17 protein-coding genes are annotated in these 15,587 nt (G+C 64.4%); 9 read left to right on the forward strand and 8 right to left on the reverse strand.

Translation table 11 applies throughout. The annotated features are described in order from the left end of the window. Position 1 precedes the first annotated feature (1 nt). Positions 2–463, reverse strand: coding sequence for a DUF2844 domain-containing protein (locus tag NK8_RS05555; protein WP_213227947.1), 462 nt, complete (start codon positions 461–463; stop codon positions 2–4). Positions 464–870: 407 nt separating this feature from the next. On the opposite strand from NK8_RS05555, the gene bamC reads away from it, so the two are divergent. Both bamC and NK8_RS05565 read left to right on the forward strand, forming a co-directional pair. Continuing rightward, positions 871–2,070, forward strand: a complete 1,200-nt coding sequence (gene bamC, locus NK8_RS05560) for an outer membrane protein assembly factor BamC (protein WP_213227949.1) — start codon at positions 871–873, stop codon at positions 2,068–2,070. Positions 2,071–2,534: 464 nt separating this feature from the next. Beyond that, positions 2,535–2,825, forward strand: coding sequence for a putative quinol monooxygenase (locus NK8_RS05565; RefSeq protein ID WP_162065427.1), 291 nt, complete (start codon positions 2,535–2,537; stop codon positions 2,823–2,825). A gap of 18 nt (positions 2,826–2,843) precedes the next feature. On the opposite strand, the gene NK8_RS05570 is transcribed toward NK8_RS05565, so the two are convergent. The 3 genes from NK8_RS05570 to NK8_RS05580 all read right to left on the reverse strand — a co-directional run bounded on the left by NK8_RS05570 (position 2,844) and on the right by NK8_RS05580 (position 5,748). After that, positions 2,844–3,104, reverse strand: a complete 261-nt coding sequence (locus NK8_RS05570) for a hypothetical protein (protein WP_035503563.1) — start codon at positions 3,102–3,104, stop codon at positions 2,844–2,846. Positions 3,105–3,257: 153 nt separating this feature from the next. Further along, the gene (gene aceB, locus NK8_RS05575; RefSeq protein ID WP_213227951.1) at positions 3,258–4,868 is read right to left on the reverse strand and encodes a malate synthase A; all 1,611 of its coding nucleotides are present in this window, start codon (positions 4,866–4,868) and stop codon (positions 3,258–3,260) included. A gap of 79 nt (positions 4,869–4,947) precedes the next feature. Beyond that, complete coding sequence (locus NK8_RS05580; RefSeq protein ID WP_213227953.1) at positions 4,948–5,748, reverse strand: haloacid dehalogenase type II; 801 nt, start codon at positions 5,746–5,748, stop codon at positions 4,948–4,950. A gap of 138 nt (positions 5,749–5,886) precedes the next feature. On the opposite strand from NK8_RS05580, the gene NK8_RS05585 reads away from it, so the two are divergent. Together NK8_RS05585 and NK8_RS05590 are read left to right on the forward strand one after the other, a co-directional pair. Continuing rightward, a complete protein-coding gene (locus tag NK8_RS05585; protein ID WP_162065430.1) occupies positions 5,887–6,789 on the forward strand; it encodes a LysR family transcriptional regulator in 903 nt (300 codons plus the stop codon). 113 nt (positions 6,790–6,902) lie between these two features. Then, positions 6,903–7,337 (forward strand): universal stress protein, encoded by a 435-nt coding sequence (locus NK8_RS05590; RefSeq protein ID WP_061124593.1) that lies wholly within the window; start codon positions 6,903–6,905, stop codon positions 7,335–7,337. Positions 7,338–7,460: 123 nt separating this feature from the next. Here the strand turns inward: NK8_RS05590 and aceA are convergent, their stop codons facing one another. Both aceA and NK8_RS05600 read right to left on the reverse strand, forming a co-directional pair. After that, positions 7,461–8,768: an isocitrate lyase gene (gene aceA / locus NK8_RS05595; protein ID WP_213227955.1), complete on the reverse strand. Its 1,308-nt coding sequence runs from the start codon at positions 8,766–8,768 to the stop codon at positions 7,461–7,463. A 339-nt stretch (positions 8,769–9,107) separates the two neighbouring features. Next, positions 9,108–10,745 (reverse strand): DEAD/DEAH box helicase, encoded by a 1,638-nt coding sequence (locus NK8_RS05600; protein WP_213227956.1) that lies wholly within the window; start codon positions 10,743–10,745, stop codon positions 9,108–9,110. Here NK8_RS05600 and NK8_RS05605 point away from each other — a divergent pair. Further along, positions 10,744–10,956 carry a hypothetical protein gene (locus NK8_RS05605; protein WP_213227958.1) on the forward strand — a complete coding sequence of 71 codons (213 nt, stop codon included), beginning with the start codon at positions 10,744–10,746 and terminating at the stop codon, positions 10,954–10,956. The two genes, NK8_RS05600 and NK8_RS05605, sit on opposite strands and share 2 nt — an antisense overlap. A gap of 244 nt (positions 10,957–11,200) precedes the next feature. On the opposite strand, the gene NK8_RS05610 is transcribed toward NK8_RS05605, so the two are convergent. Then, entirely contained in the window at positions 11,201–11,470 is a 270-nt protein-coding gene (locus NK8_RS05610; protein WP_162065433.1) for an acyl-CoA-binding protein, read from the reverse strand. Between the two features lie 168 nt (positions 11,471–11,638). On the opposite strand from NK8_RS05610, the gene tsaB reads away from it, so the two are divergent. The 4 genes from tsaB to NK8_RS05630 are packed head-to-tail and all read left to right on the forward strand — an operon-like array spanning position 11,639 to position 14,769. Continuing rightward, the gene (gene tsaB, locus NK8_RS05615; RefSeq protein WP_213227960.1) at positions 11,639–12,418 is read left to right on the forward strand and encodes a tRNA (adenosine(37)-N6)-threonylcarbamoyltransferase complex dimerization subunit type 1 TsaB; all 780 of its coding nucleotides are present in this window, start codon (positions 11,639–11,641) and stop codon (positions 12,416–12,418) included. After that, positions 12,415–12,909 carry a ribosomal protein S18-alanine N-acetyltransferase gene (gene rimI, locus NK8_RS05620; protein ID WP_162065435.1) on the forward strand — a complete coding sequence of 165 codons (495 nt, stop codon included), beginning with the start codon at positions 12,415–12,417 and terminating at the stop codon, positions 12,907–12,909. The genes tsaB and rimI overlap by 4 nt, the downstream gene beginning before the upstream one ends. Further along, entirely contained in the window at positions 12,896–13,774 is an 879-nt protein-coding gene (locus tag NK8_RS05625) for a uracil-DNA glycosylase family protein (RefSeq protein ID WP_213227962.1), read from the forward strand. The genes rimI and NK8_RS05625 overlap by 14 nt, the downstream gene beginning before the upstream one ends. After that, positions 13,774–14,769, forward strand: coding sequence for a DUF1853 family protein (locus tag NK8_RS05630; protein ID WP_213227964.1), 996 nt, complete (start codon positions 13,774–13,776; stop codon positions 14,767–14,769). The genes NK8_RS05625 and NK8_RS05630 overlap by 1 nt, the downstream gene beginning before the upstream one ends. Here NK8_RS05630 and thiD read toward each other — a convergent pair whose 3' ends face one another. Then, on the reverse strand, positions 14,770–15,582 hold the full coding sequence (gene thiD / locus NK8_RS05635) for a bifunctional hydroxymethylpyrimidine kinase/phosphomethylpyrimidine kinase (protein ID WP_213227966.1): 813 nt from the start codon (positions 15,580–15,582) through the stop codon (positions 14,770–14,772). Positions 15,583–15,587 lie beyond the last annotated feature (5 nt).

Genomic DNA, 15,587 nt, shown 5'->3' on the forward strand with positions numbered 1-15,587 from the left:
CCTACTGGATATCCGTGGTGCTCACGCCTGGCGGCAGGTCGCCTGCGAGCCACGCGCGGCCGCTGAATTCGCGCAGCCGCACGCGATTTTCGACGACGAGATCGCCCTGCGCGACGCGCGCCGTGTGCAGACCCGCTTCACCGACCGACGCGTTCGCGCCTTGCCGGAAGGTCTCGAAGTACGTGCCGAGGAGCGTCTGCACGTCGGGCATCGCGGGGCCGCGCCAGGACACGGCGTACACATCGCCGCTCGAATCGACGTATTCACGCACGACGATGCCGTGCGCGTCGGTCGTCTCGTGATATCGCACGAGGCCGCTCTGAGCCCGATGCATGACATCGCTCTGCGACGCGCTGGCGGCGCGCCCGGACGCGCCGAGTTGAGCGTGAGCGGACGTCGTCGTGCCGATCGCGAGGATCGCCAGGGCCGCCGCCCTATAGTGAGGAATTCTGATTTTTGTCATCGCTTTCTCTCAGGTAATTAGGATTCTTCTTATTGTTGCGATGGAATTTTAAGATGAAGGCGCGACAAATTGATACGACGCGCCGAGCGGCCAGGATGCGGCCAGATTCCGGCGAGGCGCGTGAAAAATATCGTCTAATCAACATGTTACGAATCGCGAAAAATCGAATTGCTGCTTTTCGTGATTGTCATAAATTGTCAATTCCAATGTGGACGACTTAAATACAAATTTCAGATGGGTTGATTCATGACCGCAGTCCACTTTCTGCGTCGTTAGGCAGGAAACATGTCGTAAAGGGTGGCCCACGGTCGCCTAGCGCTCTTTTTTTCACGGCTACGCGCCGGACCGGTAAAATAGCGGGTTGATCCACGGAAGAACGGCCGTGGCGTAGCGGAAGGATTTTCCAAATGACAGATTTTCGTGTAACCAGGCGCATGGCTGCGCTTTTCGCGGTGGCCGGAATCGTGGCGGGATGCGGCACATCCAATCCCAACGCGTTCAACTACAAGAGCGATCAGCGTTCGAAACAGGTGTCTCTCGCCGTTCCGCCGAATCTGCTCGACGAAGCGGCCGACCAGCGTTCGCTGCCGCCGCAGGGCGGGCAGGCAACGCTCTCCGATCTGCAGCAGATTCAGAAAGTCGCACCGAACGCGCCCACCGTGGCGCCGCCTGTGTCGGGCATGCGCGTTCAACGCGACGGCACCGAGCGCTGGCTCGTCATCGACGGCAAGACGCCCGATCAGGTGTGGCCGCAGGTTCGTCGCTTCTGGCAGGAGCAGGGCTTTCTGCTGGTCGTCGATCAGCGCGACAAGGGCGTGATGGAAACGGACTGGAACGAAACCCATCCGCAGATTTCCGATGGCCTGATCCGCGACACGCTCTCCAAGGCAACCGGCAACTCGTATGTCACCGCCGAGCGCAACAAGTACCGCACGCGCCTCGAAGCGGCGCCCAGCGGCGGCACCTACGTGTTCATCAGCCAGAAGGGCATGCGCGAAGCGCTGACCGGCGTGAACAACGATTCGAGCCAGTGGCAGGCGCGCCCGAACGATCCGGCGCTCGAAAACGAATATTTGAAGCGGCTGCTGTCCTCGCTGGCGATGGCGGATCAGCGCACCGCTCCGGGCGGCGCGACGCCGCTCGATGCGCCGGCAGCGGGTGCCCAGGCCGCGAAGGGCGGCGATTCGAAGGCGGCATCGGTCGCCGCGCAGAACGTCACGAATGCGGGCAATTCGCCGATCAGAAACGAGGCGGTGCCCGAGGCCACGACCTCCGAGCTGACCTTGCCGGAAGCGTATGACCGCGCGTGGCTGCGCGTGGGCACGGCGCTCGATCGCGCCAACTTCACGGTGGACGATCGCGACCGTGCGAAGGGCGTCTACTACGTGCGCTACGTCGATCCGACCGACAAGTCATCGGCCGAGCAGGGCTTCTGGAGCCAGGTGTTCCACGGCCGCAAGGAAATGAAGGCGAAGCAGTATCAGGTCAACGTGCGCGCGGTGACCGAGCAGCAAACGCGCATCGCGGTCGTCGATGACAAGGGCAACCTGGATTCGTCGCCGCAAGCGCGGCAGATCATGGCTCTGCTCGCGGACCAGATCAGCTGATCGATTCGCGGCAGCCGCATCACGAAAAACCGCCTCCTTCGCGAGGCGGTTTTTTTGCGCCTTCACTGTCGCGCCGGGCGCGCAAACGATTCTCTTCAGCGTGCACAGAAATGCGAGACTGACCGGCGAATTGCGCAGACAATTCTTTCTATCGCGGAATGTGCGCAAAAGCTTATAGAAATGACCGCGCGAACAGTACATTGCATCAATGGCGCAAAACGCGGTTTCTGCGACCTCAAGACGCGGTTGTACCCACGCTTCGCACGACATCAAAAGACGATTGGTTCGCTACGCGCGAACCCCGATGGCCCCGTCGCCTATCCTCGTAGGGCGACGGTTTTTGCCCGCGTTTCGCTTGGAACGCGGGCTTTTTCTTTGGCTGTCCGGGCCGATCGTTTCGGCGGCGTGCGACGCGCGCGGTTATGCTCGTGCTTTCATCGATTCATGAAAACAGGAGAACGCATATGTCGGAAGTTGCCGTCGTCGCGATTTTTGTCGCCAAGCCGGGCAAGGAAGAGGAGTTGAGGCTCGTGCTCGAAGCCAATGTCGAGCCGACGCGGAAGGAACCGGGCGCGCTGCAGTACGACTTGCACCGCGACATCAAGGAGCCGCGGCGCTTTATCTTCGTCGAGCGCTGGGAAAGCGAGGCCGCGCTCGCGAAGCACGGCGAATCGGCGCATATTCAGACGTTTCGCGCCAAAGCGCCGGATCTATACGAGCACGGCGAAGTCCGTGTCGCAAGCAAGATTCTCTGACGGAACCGCAGACCTTCTTCAGTGCGTTTCGTGCGGCACGTCGAGGATCAGGATGATGGTCCAGTCGGCGTCGCCGTCGTGATGATACTGGCGCTCCGCGACGATGAACGGCTGCTGCTTGCCGGACGGCCCGAGGAACAGCACGTCGCCTTCCATCGGCAGACATTCGACGGGCGGCAGCGCCAGATACGAGTCCTTGTTCACGTTGCGCGGCATCAGTTTTTCGATCTTGCGCGATGCCGCTTCGGTCCATTCGATATCGAGCTGGATATTGCTCATGCTGTCGTTCGCACGGTCAGTGCGCTCCACGGTTGAATCGTTGAAAAGACGATGCGCAATGTAGCACACGCCGTGCTCGATCCATGAGGCGCGCCAGACGAAAAAACGGCCCGAGGGCCGTTTTTTCGTCGTGCGTCAAAACCCTCGAAACGCTCAGATTTCCTCGTACAGCGGCAGCGTCAGAAACTCGGTGAAGTGCGCCGACGTCGACATCTCCTCGAAGATTTTCGCCGCGCGTTCGTAGGGCTTCGTGTCGGCGCCCGAAGCGCTGACGGCCTGCTTCACCTTCTCCAGTTCGTCGATCGTGATCTCGCGCACCATCGCGGCGGTGACCTTGCGGCCATCGTCGAGCTTGCCCTTCGGCGAGCGAATCCATTGCCACACCTGCGAGCGCGAGATTTCGGCGGTCGCGGCGTCTTCCATCAGATTGTGGATCGGCACGCAGCCATTGCCCGCGAGCCACGAACCGAGATAGTGGACGCCGACGTTCACGTTGTTGCGCAGGCCCGCTTCAGTGATCGGCTCTTCCGGGCGGAAATCGAGCAGGTCGTGCGCGGTCACCTGCACATCGGTGCGTTGCTTGCCGATCTGGTTCGGCTGGTCGCCGAGCACTTTCACGAACTCTTCCATCGCGATCGGCACGAGGCCCGGATGCGCGACCCAGCCGCCGTCGTAGCCGTCGCTCGCATCGCGCGCCTTGTCGGAGCGCACGCCGCCCATCGCCTTGTCGTTCGCGGCGGCGTCGTTCTTGATCGGAATCAGCGCGGACATGCCGCCGATCGCCGGCGCGTTGCGCTTGTGGCACGTCTTCAGCAGTTCGAGCGCGTAGGCGCGCATGAAGGGTGAGGTCATCGTGATCTTGGCGCGGTCGGCGAGGCAGAAATTGGTGTCGTTCTTGAACTTCTTGATCGCCGAGAAAATGTAGTCCCAACGGCCCGCGTTCAGCCCCGAGCTATGCTCGCGCAATTCGTACAGGATCTCGTCCATCTCGAAGGCGGCGAGAATCGTTTCGACCAGCACCGTCGCGCGGATCGTGCCGCGCGCAATCCCCACGCCTTCCTGCGCCGCGACGAAGATGTCGTTCCACAGACGCGCTTCGAGATGGCTTTCCATCTTCGGCAGATAGAAGTAGGGGCCGCTGCCGCGCGCGATCAGTTCCTTCGCGTTGTGGAAAAGGAAGAGCGCGAAATCGAAGATGCCGCCCGACACGCGCTGACCATCGACGCTCACGTGCTTTTCATCCAGATGCCAGCCGCGCGGACGCACGATCAGCGTCGCGATCTTGTCGTTGAGCCTGTACGACTTGCCGTTCTGTTCGAGCGCGATCGTGCGGCGCACCGCTTCCTTCAGGTTGATCTGGCCGACGATCTGGTTGTCCCAGTTCGGCGCGTTCGAATCCTCGAAGTCGCTCATGTACGAATCCGCGCCGGAGTTGAGCGCGTTGATGATCATCTTGCGCTCGACCGGGCCGGTGATTTCGACGCGCCGGCATTGCAGGCCCTGCGGCAGCGGCGCGACTTTCCAGTCGCCTTCGCGGATCGATTTCGTGTCTTCTAGGAAGTTGGGACGCTCGCCCGCATCGAGACGCTTGGTGCGCTCGACGCGCGCAGCGAGCAGTTGCTGGCGGCGCGGCTCGAACTGGCGATGCAGCGACGCGACGAACGCGAGCGCTTCGGGCGTCAGGATGGTCTCGTAGCCGGGCTTGATATCGGCCGAGATTTCCATGCCTTTCGGAAGCGAAAGCGGATTCGATGGATGCGTCATGGTTTTCTCCTTGGTCGGTCAGACGGTTTTGCTGGTGGTTCGCTTGCAGCGATAAAACTGCGATAAAAAAGTGATGACATCAGACGCCGGGCGGACGACGCCCGCCGCCCGTGCGACGGCTCGCGAGCGGAATGTCCTGCCGCGCGCAGCCGCTCTCGAGGAACGCGATGAGTTCGGCCATGCCGCGCCCGCTGCCGTGCGGCGCGACGCCGAGCTCTTCGATCGGCAGCGCCGCGCGATTGATCCAGAAAGTCGTGTAGCCGAACCACGTCGCGCCGGCGACATCCCAGCCGTTCGACGACACGAACACGATGTCGCGCGCCGCCGCGCCGAACGCGCGCGTGCCGAGCGCATACGCGGCGGCGGCGGGTTTATAGGCGCGCACGGCATCGACGGACAGCACGTGATCGAAGAGTCCGGTCATGCCGGCGCTTTTCACGGCGATGTCGAGCATCGGCGGATTGCCGTTCGAAAGGATCGCGAGCGGCATATCGAAGCGCTCGCGCAACTGGCGCAGCGCGGGCACGGTGTCGGGGAACGCGGACAGGCACGCGTATTCGTCCATCAGCCGCTTTTCGGCGGGTTGGGTCAGCGCATCGGCGAGATCGAGTCGCGCGGCGGCATGGCGCAGCGCATCGATCGTGATGTTCCAGAACGCCTCGTAATGCGCGCCAGCCGGATCGGCGAGGGTGCGCAACTGCGTGTATTCGATCTGCTTTTGACGCCAGAGCTGCGAGAGCGCTTCGCCGTGGCCGGGGAAGAGCTGCTCGGCGGCCGCTACAACCGAATGCACGTCGAAGAGCGTGCCGTAAGCGTCGAAGATGACTGCGCGGGGAACGTTGAGGAATCGGGACGATGCGTGTGTCGTTATGGCCGACATAGCCGTGCGCTCCATTTAGAGGTCGGAATCGATTGTATTCGTGATCTGAGTGATGGAAAAAGACTCGTCGAATCACTTGATCTTTTACTTTTACTTACCTAATCTGTGCGCAAGCCGGAATATTGAAGACGAACACGCATGGATCGATTCAAGCAGATCGAAACCTTCGCCTCGGTCGCAGCGAAAGGCAGCCTGTCGGCGGCGGCGCAGGCGGAGGGCATCGCGCCGGCGGTCATCGGACGCCGGCTGGACGCGCTCGAAGAGCGGCTCGGCGTGAAGCTGCTGGTACGCACGACGCGCAAGATCACGCTCACCTTCGAAGGCTCCGCGTTTCTCGAGGACTGTCAGCGCATCATCAACGACATGCAGAACGCGGAGGCGAGTGTGTCGGCGGGCGGCGTGAAGGCGAGCGGGCATCTGCGCGTGTCGGCGCCGGCGGGGTTCGGGCGACGCCACGTCGCGCCGCTCGTGCCGAAGTTCACGACGCTGCATCCGGATGTGTCGGTGAGTCTCGATCTGACCGATCGCATGGTCGATCTCGTCAACGAAGGTTTCGATTGCGCGATACGGCTCGGCGAGCTGCCGGATTCGTCGCTCGTGTCGCTGAAGCTCGGGGAAAACCGGCGTGTGTGCGTCGCGTCGCCGGACTATCTCGCGCGGCGCGGCAAACCCGCCGATCTCGCGGCGCTCGCGCATCACAATTGTCTGGCGCTCGGGGCGTCGGCCAATCAGCAGCGCGGCTGGGTATTCGGGCAGGACGGCAAGGTCGTGACGATCAAGGTTTCCGGCACGATGGAATGCTCCGACGGCGCGGTGCTGCACGAATGGTGTCTCGAAGGCCGCGGCCTCGCCTGGCGCTCGTGGTGGGAAGTCGGCGAGGATATCGGCGCGGGGCGCCTGGTGAGCGTGCTCGATGGGTTCGCCGCGCCGCCCATCGGCATTCATGCGGTGTTTCCGCAACGAAGACACTTGCCGTTGCGCGTGCGATTGTTTCTCGATCTGCTCAAGCATACGTATAACGCGACAGGGTATTGGGGATAGACGTTTCGGATTCCTAGCGACACACCGTCGCACGCAGGCATCGAAACTTTTCTTCGCCTGCGTGCCCGTTACTACAATGGAACCACGCACCCACACGTATTGCGGAGGACGCCATGTTCAAACACATCCTCGTGCCGACCGACGGCTCCGAGCTTTCGCAAAAAGCCATCGACGGCGCGATCGATCTCGCGCAATCCGTCGGCGCGCGCATCACGGCCTACGCGTGCCTGCCTCAGTACCCGTACTCGCCGTTCGCCGATGTCGCCGTTGAGCCGCCCGACGACTTCCACGCGCGCGCCGAGAACGAAGCGCGCGAGCATCTGCGCGCGGTCGAGCGTGCCGCCGAAAGCGCCGGCGTGCCGTGCGCGAGCGTGACGAGCATCGATGCCGCGCCGTACATCGGCATCATCGAAGCGGCGGAGCAAAACGGTTGCGACGTGATTCTGATGGCATCGCACGGACGCCGTGGTCTCGGAAGTTTGCTTATCGGCAGCGAAACGCAGCGCGTACTGACGCACACGAAGATTCCGGTCATCGTTTACCGCTGAAACCTCAAACGGAAGCGCACGCGATGCGCTTTCGTTTGAGCGGCGGCGCGGGCGCATTGCTGCATGCGCCCGGCCGCCGCTTCTTTTCACCACTCTCCCTGATTCAGCCTGCCTGCTGCGGTATTACGCCACTTTCTTGTCGAAGAACTGCTCGTCTTCGGTCGAGCCGTGCAGCGCGGTCGTCGACGACTCCTTCTCGACCGTCTGCGTCACCGCGTCGAAATAACCCGTGCCCACTTCGCGCTGATGCTTCACCGCCGTGAAGCCCTTGTCGGCGGCGGCGAACTCGGCCTGCTGCAACTCGACGAACGCGCTCATCTGCGAACGGGCGTAGCCGTGCGCGAGGTTGAACATCGAGTAGTTCAGCGCGTGGAAGCCGGCCAGCGTGATGAACTGGAACTTGTAGCCCATCGCGCCCAGTTCGCGCTGGAATTTGGCGATGGTCGCGTCGTCCAGATTCTTCTTCCAGTTGAACGACGGCGAGCAGTTGTAGGACAGCATCTTGTCCGGGAACTGCTTGTGGATCGCCTCGGCGAACTTCTTCGCGTATTCCAGATCCGGCTTGCCGGTTTCACACCACACGAGATCGGCATAGGGCGCGTAGGCGAGCCCGCGCGACACTGCCTGCGCGAGCCCCGGCTTCGTGCGGAAGAAGCCTTCCACGGTGCGCTCGCCGGTGAGGAACGGCTGGTCGTTGTCGTCGACGTCGGAGGTGACGAGATCGGCGGCTTCGGCGTCCGTGCGGGCGATGAGCAGCGTCGGCACGCCGCACACGTCCGCCGCCAGCCGCGCGGCCGACAGCTTCGCAACGTTCTCGCGCGTCGGCACGAGCACCTTGCCGCCCATGTGGCCGCACTTCTTGACCGACGCCAGCTGATCCTCGAAGTGCACGCCCGCGGCGCCGGCTTCGATCATCGCCTTCATCAGTTCGAATGCGTTGAGCACGCCGCCGAAGCCCGCTTCGGCATCGGCCACGATTGGCGCGAAATAGTCGATGTAGCCTTCATCGCCCGGATTCCGGCCTTCCGACCATTGAATCTGATCGGCGCGCGTGAGCGTGTTGTTGATGCGCTTCACGACGAGCGGCACCGAGTTCGCCGGATACAGCGACTGGTCCGGATACATTTCGCCCGCGACATTGGCGTCGCCGGCCACCTGCCAGCCCGACAGATAGATCGCCTTGAGGCCGGCCTTCACCTGCTGCATCGCCTGATTGCCGGTGAGTGCGCCGAGCGCGTTGACGAACGGCTCCTCGTGAATCGACGTCCACAGGCGCTCGGCGCCACGGCGCGCGAGCGTGTGCTCCGGCTGCACCGAGCCACGCAGACGCACGACATCATCCGCCGAATAGCCGCGCTTGATGCCTTTCCAGCGCGGATCGGTTTCCCATTGCTGCTGGAGTTGCTGAGCTTGTTGTTGACGTGAGGTCATGGCGCTTCTCCTTGAGACTGGAACGACGAATAGGTGAGTCGATAACTCTTATATAAGAGTCTAGGCAAACACACCTTGCCGAAACACCCCTCGTATGGAGTTTTTCGGATAAATTTAATCGATATAAATCAGTGAGATACGCGCTTCATATCGTATTGCGGAATGTCTTTTTCTATCTCGCAACGCACCGGTTTGTGCCGCGCAGCACATCTTTTGCGACGCAAGAGGGCATTGCGCATCGTGAAATATGGAGACGGGACGAAAAAAAAACCGATGCACGAGGCATCGGTTTTTTTCGTCGCGTAGAGAAACGGCGCGGGCGCCGCTTCCTGATCGCGCTTAGCTGCTGCGGCGCGGGGCGCGCGGGCCGTCGTTGCGGCGCGCGCTGTAGCCGTCGCGCTGGCCGAAGCCGCCTTCACGATTGCCGCCGCGGTAGCCGCCTTCGCTGTTGCCGCCGCGATAACCGCCTTCGCTGTTGCCGCTGCGATAGCCGCCTTCGCGCGCACCGGCGTTCGACTTGTTGCCGTAGCCGCCCGCGTTGCCCGGACCGTAGCCACGGCCGCTGCCGCTGTTGCCGCCACTACCGCTGCCAAAGCGCCGGCCACCACCGTTACCGCCGCCCGGACGGCCACGGCCGCCGCCGCCGCCGAAACCGCCCTTGGGGGGCGCCCTGCGCGGCTCGAAGCCCGCAATGACGTTCACCGGCAGCGGATTGCGCACGAAACGCTCGATGCGCTTCAGCGCGCCCATTTCGGCGTAATGCACGAGGCTGACCGCCGTACCGCTGCGGCCCGCACGACCCGTACGGCCGATACGGTGCACGTAGTCTTCCGCGAACTTCGGCAGGTCGTAATTGAAGACGTGCGTGATGCCCGGAATGTCGATGCCGCGCGCGGCGACGTCGGTTGCGACCAGCACGCGCACACGGCGCTCGCGCAGCGCGCGGATCGTGCGGTTGCGCGCGCCTTGCGGCAGGTCGCCGTGCAGCGCGGCCGATTCGAAGCCCGCGTCCGCGAGACGATTGGCGATGAGGTCGGCGTCGCTCTTGGTCGCCGTGAAGACGATCGCCTGATCGAGGCCCTCGCCGCGCAGCAGGTGATCGAGCAGACGATCCTTGTGATCGCGGTCATCGACGTAATGCACGGTCTGCGCGATGTTGCCGCTCGCTTCGAGCTTCTGCACGATCTCGATGCGCTCCGGATCCTTCAGGAGACGCCCGGTCAGCGACGTGATCTTGCTGTCGATGGTCGCGGAGAAGAGCAGCGTCTGGCGCGAAGCCGGCGTCGCGTCGACGATGCGCTCGATGTCTTCGATGAAGCCCATGTCGAGCATGCGGTCGGCTTCGTCGAGCACGAGCATGTTCAGGTTCGACAGGTCGATGCGGCCGCGTTCGAGGTGATCGATCAGACGGCCCGGCGTCGCGACCAGGATCTCGGGGTTCTTCGCGAGCAGCATCAGCTGCTGGCCGTAGGCGACGCCGCCGAGAATGCTGACGGTGCGCAGGCGGCGCAGGTGCTTGCCGTACGTGGTCGCGGCGGTGGACACCTGCATCGCGAGTTCGCGCGTCGGCGTCAGCACGAGCAGGCGCGGGCGGGCGACCGGCTGCGGACGGCGGCCGCGGGCGTTCGCGTCACGCGGCTCGCGCGGCTGTTGCGCTTCCTGCTTTTGCAGTTGCGAGAATTTTTCGATGGCCGGCAGCATGAACGCCGCCGTCTTGCCCGAACCGGTCGGGCTGGAGACGAGCAGATCGCGTCCGGCGAGCGCAGCGGGAATCGCGCGCTGCTGCACGGGCGTCGGGTTCTGGTAGCCCGCGCCGGTCAGCGCGGACACGATTTCGGCGCACAGGCCGAGGGATTCGAAACTGGGGCCGGTGGGCTTGTCGGCGGGTGCTTCGGTCGCCGGGGTATCGGCCGAGGAGGGAATGCCAATGGTTGCTGCGAGATTGTCCAACGGGCTAGCGGTAAAGCTCGAAGTCATGTCGATCCTTGAAACGGGAAATAAGGCGTCGGCGCCAATCGGCATACCCAAGTCGTTGGATTCAGCGAGCGAAGAAACAGCGAGCAAATCGAAAAACGGGGGCTACTCGCGCGAACGTGCGGCGAGCATCTTTGTTAGAAGCTGTATCGGATTCGACAGGCTCGATCGTTCGGAAGAGAACGACGGGCGCTGGCGTCAGCCTGATGCATGACGGGCCGGGAAAACTGCGCGCAAGACAACCGCGCAACGGCCTAGCAGGGAGGGGACAGTTTCTAAACTGGATTGGAGCAAAACGCTACGAAGCGCCTTGCTGCGTGAGGCTTTGCCAGAAAGCAGCCGACTCACAGTGAAGCGCTGGCCGCTAGTATATCCGAATTTGCTGCACTGCGCCACATTTTGACGCGTACGCGCGCCATCCCTGGGCACGGGACGGCGCGGCGAGAAACGCGCAGGCGTCAGGCTGCTTCGCCGCGTTTGAGCGATTCGACGAGTTCGACGTAACGCGCCTTGGCGTCATCGGCGGGCGTGCCCTGGAGCGCGGACCATGCTTCGTACTTGTACTTGCCGGCGATATCCGTGAAGCCCGGCTTCTCACCCTGCACGTCGCCGCTGCTCGCCTGCTTGAAAAGCGCGTAGAGGCGCAGCAGCGTGAGGTTGCCCGGCCGTTCGGGCAGTTGGGTGACGTCGGTCTGGGCCTGCGCGAATTGCTGGTCGATGTCGGTCATGCGTTCTCCGTTCTTCTCGAAATAGGACCGCACGATCTTAGCAAGCCGCACTCGCGCGGCACGTCGAGGCTTTCCTCCAACCGAGCGCGTCCTCCAGCTGCGGTTCGGATCGATCCGCGTGCGTGCTTCGCGCGAATGCGGCGCATGTCCCGCATTACAATACCGGCTATGACACGCACCGTTCTGCTCGCCCTCGACACCTCGACGGAGTTTTGCTCCGTTGCGCTCCTGCTCGCCGACTTCGCTCCCGACTCCACTCATTCCGCCGCCGCGCCGCAGTACGCGAGCGGCGACACGCGCGTGTGGACCCGACACGAAGCGACCGGCGCGGTCTCGAGCACGCGTCTCTTGCCCGCCGTGCGCGAACTGTTCGACGAAGCGGGCCTCGCGCTCGCCGATTGCTCGGCCATCGCGTTCGGCGCCGGACCGGGCTCGTTCACCGGCTTGCGTACGGCGACAGGCGTCGCGCAAGGACTGGCGTTCGGGCTGGGCGTGCCGGTGGTGCCGGTCAGCACGCTGCTCGCCTGCGCGGAAGGCGCACGGCTGAACGATCCGTCGATTCCGCCGCGCGTGCTCGCGGCGCTCGATGCCCGCATGGACGAGGTGTACTGGGCCGACTTCGAATTCGATTCCGCCGCCGCCGAATGGCGCACGCTGCATCCGGCCGCGCTCGACGCGCCCGGCGCGCTGCCGCTGCCGGACGCGCCGTTCGCACTCGCCGGCAACGCCGCCGCCGCGTTCGGCGACCGCCTGACGGCGCTGGCCGCAGCCGCGCGCGTCGATCGCGAAGCGCTGCCGCATGCGTTGCCGGTCGCGCTCGTCGGTCTGCGTGCTTTTCGGGCGGGCCGCGCGATCGCGCCCGAGCTCGCCGCGCCGGAATATGTGCGCGACAAGGTCGCCCAGACCACGGCCGAACGCATGCAAGCCCGCGAGGAGGCGCTTCGGTGAGCGGGGTATTGCTGGCGGACCGCTATCTCACGTCGATGACCGAAGCCGACCTCGACGAAGTCGCCGCGGTCGAAAAGCTCGCCTACGAGTTTCCGTGGAGTCGCGGCAATTTCCAGGATTCGCTGCGCAACGGCTACTACGGCGTGTGTCTGCGCCACGTGACCGGCACGCTGATCGGCTATTGCGTGCTGATGCCGGTCGTCGACGAGATGCATCTGCTCAATCTGTGCGTCGCGCCGGCGGCGCAGCGCGCGGGCGCGGGACTCACGCTGCTGCGCGAAGCGGTGCGCATCACGCGCGCCGAGAAACTCGAAGGCGTGCTGCTCGAGGTGCGGCCGTCCAATCCGCGTGCGATCCAGCTTTACGAGCGCTTTGGCTTCACCGCCATCGGACGTCGTAAGAACTATTACCCCGCGCGGCATCGCTCGCGTGAGGACGCCATCGTCATGCGTCTGGCGTTTTTGAAGGAGGGCGCGCATGGCGCTGGATGAATCGCTGATCGAGGAACTGGGAATCGGGCCCGTCTGGGTCCGGCGCGGCGTCGTGGCCGCGTCGCCGCGCGTGGAAGAACCGCCGAGCGTCGAACCGGTCGCGCAAGCGGTCGAAGCGCCGAAGTCCGCTGAACCGCCGACGCCCGTTGTGCAGACAGACCCCGACACACCGCCGCTCGACGCCTACGACGATCTCCCCTGGACCGACGACGCTCCCGTCCATCCGGAGCCCGTCGCCCTCGCCGAAGCCCCTGACGACGTCCACACGCTCGACTGGGATGCGCTTGCCGAGCGTGTCGCGAACTGCGAGCGCTGCCGGCTGTGCGAGCGCCGCACCAACACGGTGTTCGGCGTCGGCGACCGCGAAGCCGACTGGATGCTGATCGGCGAGGCGCCGGGCGAGAACGAGGACAAGCAGGGCGAACCGTTCGTCGGTCAGGCGGGCAAGCTGCTCGACAACATGCTGCGCGCGCTCGATTATTCGCGGCAATCGAACGTCTACATCGCGAACGTGATCAAGTGCCGGCCGCCCGGCAACCGCAATCCCGAACTCGATGAAGTCGCGCGCTGCGAGCCGTATCTGCAGCGGCAGGTCGAACTCGTGAAGCCGAAGGTGATCGTCGCGATGGGCCGTTTCGCCGCGCAAAGTCTCCTGAAGAACGAAGCCAGCATCGCGTCGATGCGCGGTCGCGTGCACGCGTATCGCGGCGTGCCGGTCATCGTCACCTATCACCCGGCTTATCTGTTGCGCAGCCTGCAGGACAAGTCGAAGGCGTGGGCCGATCTCTGCCTCGCGCGCAACACGTATCGCGAAGCGCTCGCCGCGCTCGGCGTCGAGCAAGGAGCGCAGAAGGACGGCATCTGATGGCCGCCGGGGCGAGCGAACTCACGCGTCTCGTCGATCGTTTCGACGACGTCGCCGTGCGCGATCTCGCCTGGCTGCTGTTCGCCCCCGATCTGCTGCGCGAAGGCGATGCGCCGCTGGCGCGTCCATTCGACTCGCCGCAGGAGCGCGATGCGACGCTCGCCTGGCTGAACGCGCTCGACGCCTCACCGCAATCACTGCAATCGCTGCACGAACACACGCGCAATCCCAGATTCACGCGCCTCGGCATTTATGCCGAAAGCCTGCTGGGATACTTTCTCGCGCACGGACCGGCGGCGCGTCTGATCGCGGCGAACGTGCCGCTGCGGCTTCAGCGGCGCACGATCGGCGAATGCGATTTCCTGCTGGAGACGGCGAACGACGTGCGCCTGCATTGGGAACTCGCGGTGAAGTTCTATCTGCATATCGGCAATGGCGACGCGTCGCGCGCCGCGCGTCTGTCGGACTATGTCGGTCCGAATCTGCAGGATCGCTTCGATCTGAAACACGCGCGGCTCGTCACGCATCAGCTCGCGCTGACTTCGCGCACGGAATTCGCCACGCTCGGCTTCGAAGGGCCGTGGCGCGCGCAGTTGTTCATCAAGGGACGGCTTTTCTATCACGGCCTCGTTGGCGAGCGTATCGATCCCGCGCCCGAAATCGGCGCGTGTCATTTACGCGGATGGTGGCTGACGGCGTCTGAATGGCGCGATGCGCGGGCGCGCGCGTCCGACGCTTCGGGCGATGAGCGCGCGTGGGTCGTTCAGCCGCGCCTGGCGTGGCTCGCGTCGCGGCGGCTCGATGCGAGCGACGCCGAATCGCTCATCGCGGAATCGGATGCGATTCGCACGCGCCTGGAAACGACTGTCGCGCCGACGATGATCGCCGCCTACCTGCGCGACGAAGCCGGGAACTGGACCGAGGAATCGCGCGGTTTCATCGTGCCGGACGACTGGCCGGAGCGTGCGCGCGCATTCGCCGCTTCGGCGCCCTGATCACCACCAGCGATAGAAGTGATGTACCGGCCCGACGCCGTGACCGACGTCGAGCCGCACGCTTGCTTCGATCGCGCCGGTCAGATAGCGCTTGGCTTCGGCGGTGGCGCTCGCCAGATCGTCGGTTTGCGGGATCAGCGCCGCGATCGCCGACGACAACGTGCAGCCCGTGCCGTGCGTGTTCTTGAGCGGCACGCGCGCGCCGCCGAGCCGCAGCGAGCCGTTCGCCTCGATGAGCCAGTCGGGACTATCGGACGAGGCGAGATGGCCGCCCTTCATCAGCACGGCGCGCGCGCCGAGCGCACGCAGCGCTTCGCCTTGCTGCACCATCGCGTCTTCGTCGACGGCGCTTTCGACGTTAAGCAGCGCCGCCGCCTCGGGCAGATTCGGCGTGACGAGCGTCGCGAGCGGCAGCAGTTCGTCGCGCAGCGCGGCGACCGCTTCCGGCGCGAGCAGCGCGTGATTGCTCTTGGAGATCATCACGGTATCGAGCACGACATGCTTCGGCCGATGGCGCTTGAGCGCAGCGGCGACCGCGCGCACGATGTCCGCGTTCGCCAGCATGCCGATCTTCACCGCGTCGATGCGAATGTCGTCGAACACGGCGTCGAGCTGCGCGGTGATGAACGCGGGCTCCGGCGCGTGGACGGCCGTCACGCCGCGCGTGTTCTGCGCGGTGAGCGCCGTGATGACGCTCGCGCCGTACGCGCCCAGCGCGGAGAAGGCTTTGAGGTCGGCCTGAATGCCCGCGCCGCCGCCCGAGTCGGACCCGGCGATGGTGAGGACGTTGGGAATGGGTTTCGTTGCGGACATGGAAA

It is taken from the genome of Caballeronia sp. NK8, from assembly GCF_018408855.1.
Lineage (GTDB): Bacteria > Pseudomonadota > Gammaproteobacteria > Burkholderiales > Burkholderiaceae > Caballeronia.

Bases quoted from the DNA above. Each gene is read 5' to 3' on its own strand.
- NK8_RS05555 (WP_213227947.1), bottom strand. From the start codon at position 463: ATGACAAAAATCAGAATTCCTCACTATAGGGCGGCGGCCCTGGCGATC.
- bamC (WP_213227949.1), top strand. From the start codon at position 871: ATGACAGATTTTCGTGTAACCAGGCGCATGGCTGCGCTTTTCGCGGTG.
- NK8_RS05565 (WP_162065427.1), top strand. From the start codon at position 2,535: ATGTCGGAAGTTGCCGTCGTCGCGATTTTTGTCGCCAAGCCGGGCAAG.
- NK8_RS05570 (WP_035503563.1), bottom strand. From the start codon at position 3,104: ATGAGCAATATCCAGCTCGATATCGAATGGACCGAAGCGGCATCGCGC.
- aceB (WP_213227951.1), bottom strand. From the start codon at position 4,868: ATGACGCATCCATCGAATCCGCTTTCGCTTCCGAAAGGCATGGAAATC.
- NK8_RS05580 (WP_213227953.1), bottom strand. From the start codon at position 5,748: ATGTCGGCCATAACGACACACGCATCGTCCCGATTCCTCAACGTTCCC.
- NK8_RS05585 (WP_162065430.1), top strand. From the start codon at position 5,887: ATGGATCGATTCAAGCAGATCGAAACCTTCGCCTCGGTCGCAGCGAAA.
- NK8_RS05590 (WP_061124593.1), top strand. From the start codon at position 6,903: ATGTTCAAACACATCCTCGTGCCGACCGACGGCTCCGAGCTTTCGCAA.
- aceA (WP_213227955.1), bottom strand. From the start codon at position 8,768: ATGACCTCACGTCAACAACAAGCTCAGCAACTCCAGCAGCAATGGGAA.
- NK8_RS05605 (WP_213227958.1), top strand. From the start codon at position 10,744: ATGTCGATCCTTGAAACGGGAAATAAGGCGTCGGCGCCAATCGGCATA.
- NK8_RS05600 (WP_213227956.1), bottom strand. From the start codon at position 10,745: ATGACTTCGAGCTTTACCGCTAGCCCGTTGGACAATCTCGCAGCAACC.
- NK8_RS05610 (WP_162065433.1), bottom strand. From the start codon at position 11,470: ATGACCGACATCGACCAGCAATTCGCGCAGGCCCAGACCGACGTCACC.
- tsaB (WP_213227960.1), top strand. From the start codon at position 11,639: ATGACACGCACCGTTCTGCTCGCCCTCGACACCTCGACGGAGTTTTGC.
- NK8_RS05625 (WP_213227962.1), top strand. From the start codon at position 12,896: ATGGCGCTGGATGAATCGCTGATCGAGGAACTGGGAATCGGGCCCGTC.
- NK8_RS05630 (WP_213227964.1), top strand. From the start codon at position 13,774: ATGGCCGCCGGGGCGAGCGAACTCACGCGTCTCGTCGATCGTTTCGAC.
- thiD (WP_213227966.1), bottom strand. From the start codon at position 15,582: ATGTCCGCAACGAAACCCATTCCCAACGTCCTCACCATCGCCGGGTCC.